Raw genomic sequence first — 14,619 nt, forward strand, 5'->3', positions numbered from 1 at the left:
TCCCTAGAGAATGATCTCGTGTTTTGCTACAATTAAATTCACTTCCATTTACTGAAACAGCGATTTCCACAAATCAACAATAGCGGCATTTGGTAACCAAGAAGTAATGTCTGTAAATGAGTTGTTAAAGCCAGTAGCGGCTACTTTTCCAGTGCCTACTTCGCCAAGAAAAGCCTTTTCACTTAAGGCTTTTAAGTTGCCGTTTTCATCAAGTCGAATAGGAATGATTTCGTCAAAATACTTTAAGGTAAATGCTTCTGATTTAGCAAACTCATGTCCTTGGCCGGGTTCTTCGGCAAAAATCCATTTGGCGCCAAACCTTCGGTTGACAGAGTAAATGCCCTTTACAATATTGTTCCGATATGGGTTATCAATTTCTCCCGTAAGGAAAACCCCAGGCACTGCCCGTGTAGCCTCAGAAGCTAAGGCCGTATAGTAAACACCTCCTTTGTTCACGATAAACGTAATCACCCTTTCTGGTTTCCAGCAAGCAAATTCATAGTTAAATTCGCCACCAGCAGACATGCCCCACAATGCAAATGGAACAGTATTCAGTTCAGGGTGACCACTTTTTGTCGCCAAGCGGCTCAGTACATCTAGCATGGCCTGACCTGTTCCATTTTTCACATCGGCATATTGCTCAATGGCCATATTCGGGCTGCGCTTGTCTTTAATGTCAGCCGCTAAAATTGCCATGCTGTGTTTATTGGCCAAGGCTTGCCATTCTGGTTGGTTTACCATATCACGGCCATTGCCATTCGAGCCAGGAACCATCACAATTATACCTTTCACTTTTTGAATGTCCTTTCCAATCCATAAGCGAAAAGCCGCTTTTTGGAAGTTGTTTCCATTCATTACACTGTCTTCAAGAATGGTTTGAGCGGAAGCTAACACTGGAAGAAATAGGAGCATTAAAACGATGAGGGCACTTGTCTTTTTCATATCTAAGTTAAGTAGTGGGTCAAACTGAAACAGCTTTTTCGAAATTATAGGTCACTTTAAAGTCTGGTTTTTCTGTTTCTTGATACTCAAACTCAATTGACTGAGGAAGTTTGCCTACAAATTTATTGAGAATTAAAGGAACGGTTAAACTAGAGTCATGGGCAGAAAGTCTGTGATTTTTATATACCTGTATTTCGGTGAACATTTCAAGATACTTAAACTCAGAGTCTGGAACGGTTAGTTTGGCCTTACTATATGGTTTGGGAATGTTCCTAAAATCTAAATTGTAAACACTGCCTAAGTATAGAAGTTCTGATTCTTTTAGTTTGTATTTATTCTCTTTACCTGCCAAGTAAATATCAATAAGTACCTGCTCTGGTATAAATACGCCATTTGGCTTTAAGAATCTGATAACATTCCTAGTTAATGGTACCTGACATTCATTTTTCAATCCCATTTGCATGGTTTCTGATATTATGATGTCGAATTTTTGCGGCATTTCAAGGGAGGGGTCTGTGGCATCAGCTTCAATATATTGATCAACAAATTGACTTATTCCCCATTCTTCATAAATTTTTTGAACAGCCAACAACGAACTCTTATTGATATCTAAAAAAGTAAAGGAGACCTCGTTTTCGTTGAAAACTTGAGTTAATGGTGTGGCCAAAGTTGCGTAAGGGCCACACCCAGCATATAGTATTTTTACATTTTTGTTTTCTTTCAATTTGTCTTTAATGGCGCCATAAATTCCTCTCAAGAACTGCGTAGTTCGTGCTATATCTTTGAGGCAATGGGCAGCTACTTCTTGGCTCGCAGCAATTCCATAAGGTGTTTGTATTGCCTTATTGTTGGTTAAATCTTCAGCAACAATGTTGGTGATTTTGGAGTATTCTCGGTACATGTAATATATTCCGTTTCTGATTTTTTTAAAGTCGTTCTCAGAAAAAAGAATGTCGTTTACGGCATTTTTATAGCTCATATTAAGGTTTTAATTGATGATGGTTTTATGATTTAATATTAAGGATGTTTTTTAGATAATTATCAGATGAAATTAATACTTGTTAATTCATGGAGACCTAATACGCTCATAGATTAGCATTCTACTTTCTCCAAATCATCTGAAACACAGTTTGTTGATACTAGTATAAATGCAGCAGGGTGGCCATTTTTCTAAACTAAAATTTGTTTGCTCTTAATTTCAGGTAGATGATATTTTTTAAGCCGCTTGAAATATATCTGTTTTCATCTGAACTCACTGAGCATTATATTGTGGGTTATAAAGTATTTTTTATTTCATTTTTTATAAAAACTCAAACAATGAATAAACGCCTGCTTACCTTTCTCATGCTGGTCACTACCACAATGGTTATGGCTCAGAATCCACTTCCGCTTAGGAAGTCGGTGGAGACTACGAAACGTGCCATTCGCACGGACGTACCACTTCCTAACCCAATTATGAATGCTCTCGAAGCAAAAACGAGAGATTTTTCTGGAAAACCAGGGCCAAACTATTGGCAGCTGGAAACTGACTACACCATCAAAGCCAGTTTAAACCCGCAAACTCAAACCATATGGGGAAGTGAAACGATTACGATTCAGAACAATAGCAATCAGCCGATGGATCAAATCGTACTGAGGCTAGACCATAATATTTTCAGAGCTGATGTACCGCGTGGTTCTTCGGTTCCTGCCGAAACTACTGAAGGAATGGTCATTACTCGTATGGTGGTAAATGGCGATGAAGTAGATTTAGGCGCAAGATTTAGCTTTAGAAGAAGGGGTGATGCTCCAAAGCTACAAGTCTATGGCTTACAACAAACGGTAGCGAGTATTGTATTGGCAGAGCCAATTCCTGCCAAGAGTACTGGCACTTTAGAAATTGATTGGAATACGAAATTGCCTGGTGGCGAAAATGGAAGAGGCCATAGAATGACGCAGCGTTGGGATTCTAATGTTTTTCAGCCTACACAGTGGTTTCCGCGTTTGGCCAAGTTTGATGATATGCGAGGCTGGGAAACCAATGTTTATTTAGGCCCTGCGGAGTTCTTCAATAACTTTGGCCGTTTTGATGTGAGCATTGATGTACCTGCAGGTTGGATTGTAAGTGGAACAGGGGTTTTACAAAACCCTGAAGAGGTGCTTTCGGCCCAAACAAGAGAGCGTTTAACTAAAGTACTGGATTCTGATGCTGAGATAACCATTGTAGGCGAAAATGAAAGAGGTGCTGGAAAAGCAACTGCCGAAGGAGAAAACCTTGTATGGCGATTTGTAGCAGATAAGGTGAATGACTTTGCTTGGGCTGCTTCGCCAGACTTTATGTGGACAGCCACGAGGGCTACCATTCCTGAAAAAGGGCCGATTCCTATTCATATGGTATACCTGCCAGAAAGAGCAAGATTGTTTGCAAGAGCAGGGGAGATTACAAGACATGCATTGGAGTTTTACTCAGATCTTTGGGCACCTTATCCTTTCCCCCAAATGACGATGCAAGATGGTCCAAGTGCTGGAATGGAATACCCAATGGTGGTGAACTCTAACCAAGGAGCGGCCGATCATGAAGTGGCGCACCAATGGTGGCCAATGATGGTAGGTACAAATGAGACTCGCTTTGGTTGGATGGATGAAGGTTTTAATACCTATATGAATATTCTTTCCGCTGCCGATAGCAGGGGTGAACCAGTTAATTTAAATGGAAGAGGGGCGAGTTACGGTCGTAGAAGTGGTAGTGATGATGAAGCAACCATGATGTGGCTTTCAAATTACGCTGGTGATGGTTATGGTTTTCAGACGTACAGTAAAGCGCCTTTAATGTTGTCTATGCTAGGCGGTATCGTAGGAGATGAGGCCGTGATTAATGCCATGAAGAAATACACCAAAACTTGGGCTTTTAAGCACCCTTCTCCTTGGGATTATGTGTTTTTTATGAATAATGAATTGGGGCAAAACCTTGAGTGGTTTTGGTACTATTGGCTATGGACAACTGAGTCGGTTGATGGTTCAATTCAGAAAGTAAATACTGGGTCAACTACTAATGTTACGGTACACCAAGCTGGTCAAATGCCTTCACCAGTGGTGCTTAAGGTTGAATTTGAAACCAGTGGTCCAGCAATTAAGTCGATGAATAATGCCAAAATGATTGACGCCAATACAGCAATTGTTACTTGGCCAGCCAACGTTTGGTTCAATGGCGATCGTACTTTTAATGCTGAACTTAAGTTTGGAGGAAGAAAGATTAAGAAAATTACCCTTGATCCTGACGGCAGATTCCCAGATAACAATCCTGCGGATAACGTTTGGGAGAATAAATAGGGGATAGTATTTAGTGCTCCGTGCGCAGGAGACAGTAAAAAGGCTTGCTAATTGATTTAGCAAGCCTTTTCTCAGACCTGTCAGGTTTCAAAAACCTGACAGGTCTTTTTGTTTCTATTATCTAGTTTACTGAAGTTCCAAGGCTTCAGAACTTGCAGCATGACTTAGCTTAGAAATATTTGCGAATAGTTTTGCTTGGGTAGCAAAGCCTGCTACGAAGTCATCCCTGTAGGCTCCGAGTCTTCAGAGTTTTAACGAAGTACAACTAGTAAGTTTGTTGTTGACTGTATTCCTAACATCTAAATTCCAACATCTACCCCTTCCTTTCCACTTCTCTCAAGTTTTCCAGCTTCTTGTTGCGTAAGAACCCTGTAACATCTTCAAAGTGTTCTTTAATACGTTGATTTCCAAACTCGAATACCTTATTGGCAAGTCCATCTAAGAAATCACGGTCGTGAGAAACAAGGATTAATGTGCCTTCAAATGCTTTAAGCGCATCTTTTAGAATGTCTTTGGTGCGAATGTCCAAGTGGTTGGTAGGCTCATCCAGAATCAAAACGTTTACGGGCTGAAGCAGTAATTTAATCATGGCCAAACGGGTACGTTCACCGCCCGAAAGCACTTTTACTTTCTTTTCAATGGCATCACCAGAGAACATGAAGGCTCCTAGAAGGTCTTTAATCTTTGTACGCACATCGCCATGCGCAATTTCATCTATGGTTTGAAAAACGGTAAGATTTTCGTCTAAGAGCGAAGCCTGATTTTGCGCGAAGTAACCAATCATGGAATTGTGTCCCATTTGTAAGCTGCCATCAAAATCAATTTCACCCATCATGGCTTTTACAAAAGTGGACTTTCCTTCACCGTTTTTACCAATAAAGGCCACTTTTTCGCCACGAGCGATGGTAAGTGACACATCTTTAAAGACGGTATGGTCGCCATACTTCTTGGTCAATCCATCTGCAATTACTGGGTAATTACCAGAACGAGGAGCAGGAGGGAACTTCAAGTTTAAAGCAGAAGAATCAACTTCATCTACTTCTACAATTTCCATTTTCTCAAGCATTTTTACCCTAGACTGAACTTGCAGGGTTTTAGAATAAGTGCCTTTAAATCGATCTATAAACTGCTGAATATCTGCAATTTGTTTGGCTTGATCATCAAATTGCTTTTGCTGCTGTTCACGCCTTTCTTTACGCAGTTCTAAGTAATGCGTATAGTTGGTTTTATAATCGTAAATACGACCACGGGTAATTTCTATGGTTCGGTTGGTAAGGTTATCTACAAAGGTTTTATCGTGGCTGATAACGATAACCGCCTTGGCACTTGTTTTCAAGAAATCTTCTAGCCATTGTACCGACTCGATATCTAAGTGGTTGGTTGGCTCATCGAGAAGAATAAGATCAGGCTTCTGTAAAAGGATTTTGGCCAACTCAATACGCATTCTCCAACCTCCACTAAATTCGCTTGTCGAACGGTTTAAATCGGAACGAACAAAGCCCAAGCCCATTAAGGTTTTTTCTACTTCAGCATCAAAATTGATTTCTTCAATGCTGTAGTATTTTTCGCTGAGTTCAGAAACTTGCTCTATAATTTTACTGTAAGCATCAGATTCGTAATCGGTACGCGTTTCCAGCTGATGAGTTAAATCATCCATTTGCTTTTTCATGTCCATGATTTTTGAAAAGGCCTTTGAAGCTTCTTCAAAAACAGTACACTCGTCTTTGGTCAATAGATGTTGTGGTAAGTAGGCTACAATCGCATCTTTAGGAGCCGAAATTTTTCCTTGGGTAGGTTTACTTTCTCCAGCAATAATTTTTAGCAAAGTGGATTTTCCTGCACCGTTCTTCCCCATCAGGGCAATACGGTCATTGTCGTTCACATTAAAAGTAACATTGCTAAATAGGGTGGTGCTACTAAACTCAACACCAACAGCATCTACTGAAATCATAGGGGATCAATTTGGCCGCAAATATATAGATTTCAGACTATCCACTCATGTTTTGTTGGTCAAATACGCAGCTATCTTTTATGTACCGGGAACGCAGGTATTTTTGATAAACTGGTTCTTCAACACGTAGGTCTTGTTGTAGTCTACAGAAAAGCGACTGGTGGTCATTTGGCAGTCAAAGCTTATTTCGTCACCTTCAGAAATCAGGTTAAAATCAGTTTTGGGTAAGGCCGCGAAATTACAAGAAATGGGTCTTGAGAAGTCTTCTAAACGATTTACAATAATTGCATTTACTTGACTTAGGGCATCTTTCATTAAGCTTTCAGAACTGAATTCTTTCTTTAAAACATCTTCAGAAATAAACTCTACATCGCGCCCCACTACTTTTCCATTACGGCTAATACCTTCCGACTCTAAGCTAAATTCGTTTCTGAAAAAAGTATGTATAACTGCCAGTTTAACAAAGGTATCTTCATCCTCAAAACTCAAGTCTTGATAAGACTGCTTAAGTTGACTTTGATTAGGTGCTACCATAAATGAGTCGATTGGTAATTCGCGCTTATCGTACCAAATTTCGTGACGTTGATACTCATAAGCTTCGAGAATATTTCCGGCTGAACTTTTCTCACTCATACTTCTGGCGTACATATTCACTTCAGTGGCTACATAGTGAAAGCCATTTCGCTCTCTAAAGAAAGGGATTTTATAAGGCTCTTTAAGCTCCCATTTACCTTGGTATTTGTATGATGGATAGGAACAGTCGGAGGGTAGGTCATCCAAGGACATGAAAGGGTTTACATAGGAGGTTTCAAAACTCCATTTTAACATTCCATCCCGTGACTCCTTATTAGAAAGAGGGGTTGTTTTTGGGAGTGTACTTTGATAAGCGAAATAAACCGACAAAGCCACTAGTAATAAAAGGAGTGCATAAAGCACTGCGAATTTCCTTTTGTAATTGGGGTTCTGATCAGTGACTTGACCACTCTTTAATTGAGTAAGTTCTTTTTCTAGCCCTAAGAGTTTTAGAATTCTGTCGGTATTCTGGATGGCACGTACATATTCTCCTTCTGTTGCACTTGAGTTAATAAGTCTTGAAAATTGAGCATCACTATAGCCCAGCTTTCTGGATATTTCAGAATTGCTGGCTTTTTCAAACCGCTTTAAATCAGGGTCAAACGGACCGTGAAGCTTAGTTAGTTTTGTTACAAATTCCTGATACTTATCTATTGCCATCCACTGCGTTTCTTAGATTAACATTCGTTGAAATCCGTTAAAATTCGATAAAATAGAATATAATTCCTTAAATATCACAAATGCCAAATTTTCTTTTGTAAGATGCGATACGGTTGGTAGAGTTAACTGCTCTATTTTAACTAATCGTTGTCCTTCCTTTGTCTCAAAGGATGAAGTAAAATTTTTAAGAAACAAATAATTCTATATGATCAAGTTTTCTAAAATAGCAATCTTTTGCCTTTTGTGTATCATTAGTCAGCATGGCTTTGCACAAATTAAGGTAACTGGAAAAATTGTTGATGATACCGGTCTATTTATGACTGGTGTATCAATATTGGAGCAAGGTACCGGAAACGGAACCGCTTCAGGTGCAGATGGTACTTATACTATTACTGTAAAGGATGCCAGTTCTATTCTACAGTATTCATTTTTAGGTTTTAAAACTGTCACTCAAACTGTAGGCAATCAAACCTCCATTAATATTACTATGGAAGAGGTGGTCTCTGAACTAGAAGGTGTAGTTGTAACCGCAATTGGTTTAAAAGAGAACAAGGACAATTTGGGCTATGCCAACACAACAGTTCAAGGAGGAGTAGTTTCTAAGGCAGGAGAGCCCACTTTGCTCAACGGGCTTTCAGGAAAAGTGTCTGGGGTTCGTATTTCCAAAACTTCTGGCGACCCGGGTGCTGGTTCATTTATTCAAATTAGAGGACTTTCGAGTATTACGCGCGATAGCCAACCTTTAATTGTTGTAGATGGTGTTCCTATTAGCAATGATAACAGAGGTGATGGTGGCACTGGGGGCGTAAGCAATGAATCGCGACTCAACGATATTAATCCTAATGATATTGAGAATATTTCTGTACTAAAAGGCGCTTCAGCTGCTGCGCTTTGGGGAACAAAGGCTTTGGGTGGTGTTATATTCATTACCACTAAAAAAGGCGACTTCAACAAAAAGCTGAGTATTACTTACCGAGCGAGCTATTCGCTTGATAAGATTAGTCAGAAATATCCTTTGCAGACCGCATATGGTCAAGGAGATAATGGTGTCTATAACCAAGCCGCTAGAGATTCATGGGGAGATAAGATTTCTGATCGCTCGGGAGGATTGGATGAGTTTAATACCTCAGGAAGCTTTTTTGTTGGGCAAGATGGGGTGACTTACTACCCAATTGTTTCAAAAAATTCTAAAACGATTTACGATGACCAGAACTTTAATCAAGCCTTTCAGAATGGTCAGTTTATAGAAAATAACCTAAGCCTTACTGCTGGCAACGACAATAGCCGAATTTATTTCAGCTTAAGTGATTTAGACCAACAAGGCATAATTAGAAAAAATTCTGACTATCGTAGAACTACCGCGAGAGTAAATGCAGAGTACCTACTTTCTCCAAACGTAAGTATCACGGCTAATACAACTTATTCCAGAACCACTTCAAACAGGATTTTAAAAGGAGCTAGTTCTTCGGGCTTTTACCTTGGTTTGTTAAGAACACCAGCCGATTTCGATCAGTCGGGTTATAGAGGAGATTATTATGCGAGCAGTACTTCAGCTCCAATTTCTAACAGACATCGCTCATACAGAGAACCGTTAGGTGCCGATAACACCGCAGTTTACAATAACACCCTTTGGACTTTGAATGAGCAGGAGAATCAGGCGAATACCGATCGCTTTATGACCAACTTCACTTTGTCTGCCGACCCATTTGATTGGTTGAACTTGAAGGCTCGTGTTGGATTAGACCATTATACTGAAAAGAAAGAAGAGTTTTTCACCCCGGGTTCAGCCGCTGGAGCTTACAGCACAGGTCTGTTTGGTACTAATATAGCCTCTAATACCATTTTCAACATGGATTATATTGCTACAGCTACCAAAACTTTTAATGAAAATTTTAACGGTTCATTATTAGTAGGGCTGAATTACAATGCCAAGAAATTAGAAACTAGCGGAAACGAAATTACCAACTTCACTTTGTTTACAGATGTACAAAGTCCTGTAAGAGATATTGACAACGCATTCCCTGAAAATAGAATTTCGACCAGTACTTTTGGCCAAGAAAAAACAGCTGCTATTTATACTTCAGCTAACTTCTCGGCTTATGACATGCTTTATTTTAGCGGTTCATTAAGGGCAGAAAAGGCTTCAACTTTCGGTGATGTTTCAAATAAGCCATTTTACTTTCCATCAGCTTCATTGGCTTGGCAGTTTTCGCAGCTTGACGCTTTACAGAATGATTTGATGTCATTTGGTAAACTCCGTGTTTCTTATGGAGAAGTGGGAGTACAGCCAGCACGCTACAATACTTCAAACGTATTTGTTTCACCAACTTATGGCGATAGCTACGGTGGTGGTTTAGGACTTGGTTTTTACGGTAACGGAGGTTTTGTACCGAGTACTAACCGTGGAAATTTCAGCCTAAAACCAGAAAGAAAGAAGGAGACAGAAATAGGAATGGACCTTAGGTTTTTAAAAGACCGACTGTCATTTAGTGGTACATATTATACCAACACCACAAGCGATGTACTATTGAACTTCCCGATAGCAAACTCAAGAGGTTTCGATGAAATCTATGCCAACGGGGCTGAGATCAGTAATAAAGGATTAGAATTAGACCTTGGCTATACCATTATCAAAAAGCAAGATTTTACTTGGCAGGCCAATGTGATCTTCAGTAAGAATAAGAATAATGTAGAAAACCTAGCTGGAGTTCAATCTATTGAGTTGGGTGGTCTTGCGGCCGTAAACTCTAGAGCAGTAGAAGGTAAGCCAATAGGTATACTTTGGGGATCTAGAACTTTAAGAGATGCTGAGGGTAATATTGTATTTGATGATTATGGTTTCCCTGAACAAGATCAAACTGAAGGTATTATTGGTGACCCTAACCCAGATTGGCAAGGAAGTTTAGTTACGCAAGTTTCTTATAAGAACTGGTCACTTTCAGCGCTTTTCGAAACTTACCAAGGTGCCGATATATATGCAGGAACAAAATCTGTATTGGCGGATTTAGGCCGCTGGATAAGCACAGGCGATGAAGTAACAACCGACCAAAACTTGCTAGATAGCCAAGGTAACCTTATTCCTATAGGAACAACTTTCAGAGGCAATATCTACGATTTTGGCGCGGGACCAGTAGCCTTAACAGAATCATGGTATAATGGTGACGGTGGTTATTTCAGTGGTGGTAATGACGAACTCTATATCGAAGATGGTTCATGGACGAGGTTAAGAGAATTGACTTTGTCGTACCGCATCAAACCAGATTGGTTGAGCAAAATGGGAATCAATTCAGCTTCTCTTTCAGCAACTGGTAGAAACCTCTTTATATGGACAGAATTTGAGGGTAACGATCCTGATACCAATTTAACGGGTGTAGGTTCTGCAAGAGGTATTGATTACTTCAACAATCCAGGCACTAAATCTTATGTGTTTACGCTCACTGCTACATTTTAATTCTCATAAAGAAGAAAACGATGAAAAAGATATACTACATAATTTTGGTTTCCCTTCTCATAGTCTCATGCGAAGACCTATTTGAAGGCGTCAATAATGACCCCAATAACCCTATAAGTGCTCCTTATGATAAAATTTTAACAGGTGCCGAAGTGGGAAACATTATCCTACAGACGGGAGAAACTGCTAGAAGAGCAGGCATATTTGCTGGTTATTATACAGGAATAGACAGGCAGCACTTAGGCTTTAGCCAGTATACAGTAACTACAAGTGATTTTGATGCCATATGGGATGATGCATTTGTAAACACCCTTCGAAACGCTAAAGTAGCAAAGCAAAGTGCGATTGATGCGGGTATTACTGGTGTAACCATTGGAATAACCCAAACTTTAGAAGCTATGGCATTTGGAACAGCCACTTCTTTATATGGTGACATTCCTTTCGATGAAGCAATTTTTGAAATAGAAAATCCAGTATTCGAAGACCAAACCGCTGTGTATGGTAAAATTCAAAATTTATTAGATGAGGCCATTACAAACCTACAATTAGGAACAGGAAGACCACCAAGTGGGTCTGATATTTACCTTGATGGTGATCCACAAAAATGGATTCAGGTAGCAAATACCCTCAAAGCTCGATATTACATGCATACGCGTGAATATCCTCAGGCTTATGCTGCTGCTCAAAACGGAATTAATGCCAGCGCCAATGGTCTTTATGGTCCACATGGCTCAGGATTAGACGAGTCTAATTTGAGCTACCAGTTCTTTGGCGTCTATTCTCGCGCTGCCGATTTAATTGTTTCCGACTTCATGACCAGTTTAGTTGCTCCTACAGCTGGTACAAACCCAGATTTCGCCAACTACCGTGGTAATGCTAAGACAGATGAAACTGGCCGTTATGGTTATTATTTTCAGGTGCAAGGTGTAGGAGTACAACCGAACACAGTAGATGGACTTGCTGCTCAAACCGCATCGGCCGCTTTGGCTACTTATGAAGAGAACTTGTTGATTTTAGCTGAAGCAGGTTTCAGGTCTAGTGGCTTTAATACTGGTTTGCAACACCTCAATGAATTTAGGGCTTATATGGATGCGGGTGGTTATTTAACCAATGCCAATGCAAGCAATGTTCAATATGATCAATACACGGCTCTTGATTTTGCTAACGGAGGTATTGAAAACCCTGACAATCAATCTGCTGACAATGCCTTGTTAAGGGAAATTTTGCAAGAAAGGTATGTAACATTGTTTGGTCAGATAGAAGGCTTTAATGATACAAGACGTACAGAGAATGAATCCATCGTAAGAGTACCAGTAGAGCCAAATGTAGGAGCGCAGTTGCCTCAACGATTTATTTATCCGCAGTCAGAAATCGATAGAAACAGCAACATTCCAAACCCGATACCTAACTTCTTTTCACCTACTAAGGTGAATCAATAACCGAACAAAAAAATCTTTCATAGATGAATTGTAATCATAGAAAACGGATATGCCAGTTGTTTTTGCTGGCTATCCTTTTACTTCCAACCTCTCTTTTTGGTCAACAAGATACGCTTAGGGTGTTATTTGTGGGCAATAGTTATACCTACTTCTGGAATTTACCGCAACTGGTAACGGCCATGGCCGAATCGCAAGGTATTCCTATAATCACCCGTCAGTCTACTGTTGGCGGAAGTACTTTAGAAGAACATTGGAAAGAAGAGAAAGAAACTAAAACTAGAGCATTATTAGAAAGTGGTGATTGGGATTATGTAGTAATGAATAATCACAGCATGAGCACTATTAATACACCAGCCGACTTTGATAAGTACGGAAAACTGTTTGCAGAGCTTATCAAAGCTAAAGGAGCAAAGCCAGTTTTTTATATGACCTGGGCACGCAAAGCAGATCCTTCTATGCAGCCCACAATTACAAAAGGCTACAACGAACTTGGTAAATCAACCCAATCTAATGTAGTGCCTGTTGGGGAAATATGGAAAAAGAGCATTGGGCTAAAGCCTGAAGTTGATTTGTATTTTCCAGATGGTAGTCATCCGTCTCCAGAAGGAACTTACTTGAATGCACTGGCTTTTTATAAGTTCTTAACTGGAAATGCTACGGCCGATATCCCACATAGATTGACCAGAATTGATAAAGATGGCGAAACCATGTATTTGGCCATTATAATGGAAGATGTGGCTGACTACTTTCAAGACTTGGTAGATAGTTTCGAAATTAAAAACCTGCCATATGAGCGATAAACGTAAATGGTTATCACTCTTATTAGGGCCTTTGGCTTTTGTGGTGCTCGAAATAATCGGTGGCCCTGAAAGCATGTCGGAGAGTGCATTTCACCTGTTGGCCATTACCATATGGATTGCCATTTGGTGGGTTACAGAAGCAATTCCTATTGCTGTAACCGCCCTTTTGCCTATTATTCTATTCCCAATTTTTAATGTGATGGACTTGTCCAGCACAACGGCTTCATTCGGTCATAAATATGTATTCCTTTATGTAGGTGGCTTTATTATAGCCATTGCTATTGAAAAATGGGGCTTACATAAACGTATTGCCTTGACTATTATCAATGCCATTGGTACCAATATGGTAAACATCATTTTGGGTTTTATGCTGGCTACGGCATTCCTTTCAATGTGGATTTCTAATACGGCTACTTCTGTAATGATGCTGCCAATTGGAATGGCCATTGTAAGCCAGCTTAACCAGAGTGATTTGGCCGATAAGAAAGTATCGGGCATGTTTGGTAAGGCACTCATGTTGGCAATTGCCTATAGTGCATCTATAGGAGGAATGGCCACTTTAATTGGAACTCCACCCAATTTGGTTTTGGTAGGTGTGGTTGAAGAAACCTACGGGGTCGAAATATCATTCTTGCAATGGTTTAAGTTTGGCTTTCCTGTAGCAGTAGTACTTCTCATTGTTTGCTGGAAATACCTTACCAAATATGCTTTTAAATTGAAGAAGGCTGAGTTTCCTGGTGGAAAACAAGAGATCAGTCGATTGTTGAAAGAGCTAGGCAAACTGAGTAGAGAAGAGAAATCCGTTCTGGCTGTATTCATTACCACGGCTTTCTGCTGGATTACACGATCGTTCATTTTACAAAAGTTTATTCCGGCTATTGACGATACCATTATTGCTATAATAGCAGGTGTGGTGCTCTTCATTCTTCCTTCGAGCAAAAAAGGAGAACGAATAATCAATTGGGAAGAAGCTGTAAAAATGCCTTGGGGCATCATCTTACTGTTTGGAGGTGGAATGGCCTTGGCCGAAGCATTTGGAACTACAGGGCTAGCTTTATGGATTGGTTCTCAAATCACTATTGTCGATGGAGTTTCAATGATTTTAATCATTCTTATTCTGGTAGCAGCCGTCAACTTCTTGACAGAACTTACTTCAAACTTAGCAACAACCGCCATGTTATTGCCTATTCTGGCACCTGTTGCTTTAGCCTTTGATATGAACCCATACATGTTGATGGTTTCGGCTACATTAGCCGCTTCTTGCGCATTTATGCTTCCCGTAGCTACTCCACCCAATGCGGTGGTTTTCGGTTCGGGTTACTTAAGAATTCCTGACATGATGAAAGCGGGTGTTTGGATGAACCTCATCTCGATTTTCTTTATCACAGCAATGATTTATTTCCTGCTGCCCTCTCTTTGGGGCATTATTCCCGATGAGTACTCTAACCTAGTAGGAAACTAAAAATTAGAATGACGAACAAATTTTAAAATTAC

At 40.0% G+C, this 14,619-nt stretch carries 9 protein-coding genes; 5 read left to right on the forward strand and 4 right to left on the reverse strand.

Going from position 1 to position 14,619, the window contains the following annotated elements; translation table 11 throughout:
• Window positions 1–48: 48 nt before the first annotated feature.
• Together AAC026_RS14560 and AAC026_RS14565 are read right to left on the reverse strand one after the other, a co-directional pair.
• Window positions 49–942: a hypothetical protein gene (locus AAC026_RS14560; protein ID WP_339699429.1), complete on the reverse strand. Its 894-nt coding sequence runs from the start codon at window positions 940–942 to the stop codon at window positions 49–51.
• A gap of 19 nt (window positions 943–961) precedes the next feature.
• Window positions 962–1,921 carry a class I SAM-dependent methyltransferase gene (locus AAC026_RS14565; RefSeq protein ID WP_339699432.1) on the reverse strand — a complete coding sequence of 320 codons (960 nt, stop codon included), beginning with the start codon at window positions 1,919–1,921 and terminating at the stop codon, window positions 962–964.
• A gap of 338 nt (window positions 1,922–2,259) precedes the next feature.
• On the opposite strand from AAC026_RS14565, the gene AAC026_RS14570 reads away from it, so the two are divergent.
• On the forward strand, window positions 2,260–4,251 hold the full coding sequence (locus AAC026_RS14570) for a M1 family metallopeptidase (protein ID WP_339699434.1): 1,992 nt from the start codon (window positions 2,260–2,262) through the stop codon (window positions 4,249–4,251).
• A 313-nt stretch (window positions 4,252–4,564) separates the two neighbouring features.
• Here the strand turns inward: AAC026_RS14570 and AAC026_RS14575 are convergent, their stop codons facing one another.
• Both AAC026_RS14575 and AAC026_RS14580 read right to left on the reverse strand, forming a co-directional pair.
• The gene (locus tag AAC026_RS14575) at window positions 4,565–6,202 is read right to left on the reverse strand and encodes an ABC-F family ATP-binding cassette domain-containing protein (protein ID WP_339606358.1); all 1,638 of its coding nucleotides are present in this window, start codon (window positions 6,200–6,202) and stop codon (window positions 4,565–4,567) included.
• 78 nt (window positions 6,203–6,280) lie between these two features.
• On the reverse strand, window positions 6,281–7,435 hold the full coding sequence (locus AAC026_RS14580; RefSeq protein ID WP_339699438.1) for a hypothetical protein: 1,155 nt from the start codon (window positions 7,433–7,435) through the stop codon (window positions 6,281–6,283).
• Between the two features lie 205 nt (window positions 7,436–7,640).
• Between AAC026_RS14580 and AAC026_RS14585 the strand changes: the two genes are divergently transcribed.
• Genes AAC026_RS14585 through AAC026_RS14600 form a run of 4 tightly spaced genes read left to right on the forward strand, consistent with a single transcriptional unit; the run spans window position 7,641 to window position 14,587 of the window.
• The gene (locus tag AAC026_RS14585) at window positions 7,641–10,886 is read left to right on the forward strand and encodes a SusC/RagA family TonB-linked outer membrane protein (protein ID WP_339606356.1); all 3,246 of its coding nucleotides are present in this window, start codon (window positions 7,641–7,643) and stop codon (window positions 10,884–10,886) included.
• Between the two features lie 20 nt (window positions 10,887–10,906).
• Entirely contained in the window at window positions 10,907–12,325 is a 1,419-nt protein-coding gene (locus AAC026_RS14590; RefSeq protein ID WP_339699441.1) for a SusD/RagB family nutrient-binding outer membrane lipoprotein, read from the forward strand.
• A gap of 23 nt (window positions 12,326–12,348) precedes the next feature.
• Window positions 12,349–13,125, forward strand: a complete 777-nt coding sequence (locus AAC026_RS14595) for a hypothetical protein (protein WP_339699444.1) — start codon at window positions 12,349–12,351, stop codon at window positions 13,123–13,125.
• On the forward strand, window positions 13,115–14,587 hold the full coding sequence (locus tag AAC026_RS14600; protein ID WP_339606353.1) for a DASS family sodium-coupled anion symporter: 1,473 nt from the start codon (window positions 13,115–13,117) through the stop codon (window positions 14,585–14,587). Before AAC026_RS14595 ends, AAC026_RS14600 begins: the two co-directional genes overlap by 11 nt.
• Window positions 14,588–14,619: the final 32 nt, after the last annotated feature.

The organism is uncultured Roseivirga sp., from assembly GCF_963973945.1.
GTDB lineage: Bacteria > Bacteroidota > Bacteroidia > Cytophagales > Cyclobacteriaceae > Roseivirga.

Excerpts from the sequence above, each read along its gene's own strand:
- AAC026_RS14585 (WP_339606356.1), top strand. The coding sequence starts at position 7,641 with ATGATCAAGTTTTCTAAAATAGCAATCTTTTGCCTTTTGTGTATCATT.
- AAC026_RS14565 (WP_339699432.1), bottom strand. The coding sequence starts at position 1,921 with ATGAGCTATAAAAATGCCGTAAACGACATTCTTTTTTCTGAGAACGAC.
- AAC026_RS14580 (WP_339699438.1), bottom strand. The coding sequence starts at position 7,435 with ATGGCAATAGATAAGTATCAGGAATTTGTAACAAAACTAACTAAGCTT.
- AAC026_RS14590 (WP_339699441.1), top strand. The coding sequence starts at position 10,907 with ATGAAAAAGATATACTACATAATTTTGGTTTCCCTTCTCATAGTCTCA.
- AAC026_RS14595 (WP_339699444.1), top strand. The coding sequence starts at position 12,349 with ATGAATTGTAATCATAGAAAACGGATATGCCAGTTGTTTTTGCTGGCT.
- AAC026_RS14560 (WP_339699429.1), bottom strand. The coding sequence starts at position 942 with ATGAAAAAGACAAGTGCCCTCATCGTTTTAATGCTCCTATTTCTTCCA.
- AAC026_RS14600 (WP_339606353.1), top strand. The coding sequence starts at position 13,115 with ATGAGCGATAAACGTAAATGGTTATCACTCTTATTAGGGCCTTTGGCT.
- AAC026_RS14575 (WP_339606358.1), bottom strand. The coding sequence starts at position 6,202 with ATGATTTCAGTAGATGCTGTTGGTGTTGAGTTTAGTAGCACCACCCTA.
- AAC026_RS14570 (WP_339699434.1), top strand. The coding sequence starts at position 2,260 with ATGAATAAACGCCTGCTTACCTTTCTCATGCTGGTCACTACCACAATG.